Origin of the sequence: Luteimonas mephitis DSM 12574 (assembly GCF_000422305.1) — a bacterium.
In the GTDB taxonomy this organism is placed as follows: Bacteria; Pseudomonadota; Gammaproteobacteria; order Xanthomonadales; family Xanthomonadaceae; genus Luteimonas; species Luteimonas mephitis.
Genome location: NZ_AULN01000006.1, coordinates 1 through 1,237 on the forward strand (window position 1 = coordinate 1; position 1,237 = coordinate 1,237).

Below are 1,237 nucleotides of genomic sequence, written 5' to 3' on the forward strand. Positions count from 1 at the left end.
AGGGTGGTGGACAGGTCGGCGATCATCTCGCCGACATACAGGTACGAATCGCGGGCCACCTCCGGCCTGCTGCCGGAGGCGATCGCCGCTTCGGCGGCAGCGACCTGTTCCTCGATCATGTTCACTGCCAGCGAACAATAGTTCTGGTTGGCTGTGAGTTCGAACATCATGGCGGCATCGGTAGCCGAGAAGCCGTAGCCGGGATTGCCGTTGACGGCGCTGTCGACCCAGGACTTGAAGCTGGAATAGGCCGTCGAACGCATGTCGATGTACGACGCATTGAGGCGCAATCCGACCCGCGTCGCGCGGGTCATGCCGGATGTGCCCGGTGCCTGCCAATGGGGCGAGCCGTCGGTGCTCGAGGCGGGCGGCGTGGTGGCATCGACTGGTGCTGAAGTCAGTGCTAACAGTGGTGGGCGGGCCTGTGTACGTGGCACCCGGCCAGCGAACTGGGTTTCCCCGGCGCTAAGGCTGTTGCCGATCGATCGCAGCCAGCGTGGCCAGAGCGAATCGGAGCTGCGCCCGGCCGGGCCCGCGAGGGGCAGATGAGGCGTGGGCGCAGTTGCCGTGGCGACCTTCCGCGCCGTTGCATGCAGTTCCCGACGAGTCCGGTTGGCAGCAATGGCGACCGGCTGCGTGGCAGGCTGCCGGGTGACCGGCTCGCGGCCATCGGAGAGGATGGTGGGGGCGCCGTCTGCGGGCGGGGCGAGTGCAGCGGTCCCTGGTCCGTTGGTGCCCGACGCGTCGACCATCAGCAGAATGCCGCCGAACAGGCCGGCGACGAAAACGGAGGCTGCGACCGGCAGGACGCGCCGGTAGCGCCAGACAGGGGTATGTCGGGACACACGAGTGGACATAGGCAAGGCGGGTTTCCTCAGTGCCTTGCGTGGCATGGGCGACGACAACAGCTATCGCCGCTCCGGAAGCCTCCCCCTGGGCCATGCCGCGCATCGGCTGGCTGCGGACTATAGAGGGAATGTCGGCTCCAAGCGGCTGCGAGCGTAAAATTGTGAACTGTGCCGCGGAAACCCAGCGATTTGTTCAGTCTTCGTAAAGCTGAATAACGTAGCCGGTGTCACTTCCGGAGATATCAATCCGCCAACCGCGTCTGAATTCGCGCGCGTCCACGCTGCTCCAGTCATGCACACTCAGGGTGGCATTGGCGGGTTGCAACACGCGCATGCGGAGATTCCCGGCGCGGGCCTCGCGGCCGTTGATGGTGGGCTGGACAGGGACG

General features: G+C 65.8%; 2 protein-coding genes. Both read right to left on the minus strand.

Annotated elements, in window-relative coordinates; genetic code table 11:
* Window positions 1-863, minus strand: an 863-nt coding sequence (locus H570_RS18705) for a hypothetical protein (RefSeq protein WP_211219054.1), incomplete at its 3' end; no start/stop codon positions are given.
* Between the two features lie 178 nt (window positions 864-1,041).
* The coding region (locus H570_RS18710; protein WP_211219055.1) for a hypothetical protein at window positions 1,042-1,237 on the minus strand (196 nt) is incomplete at its 5' end.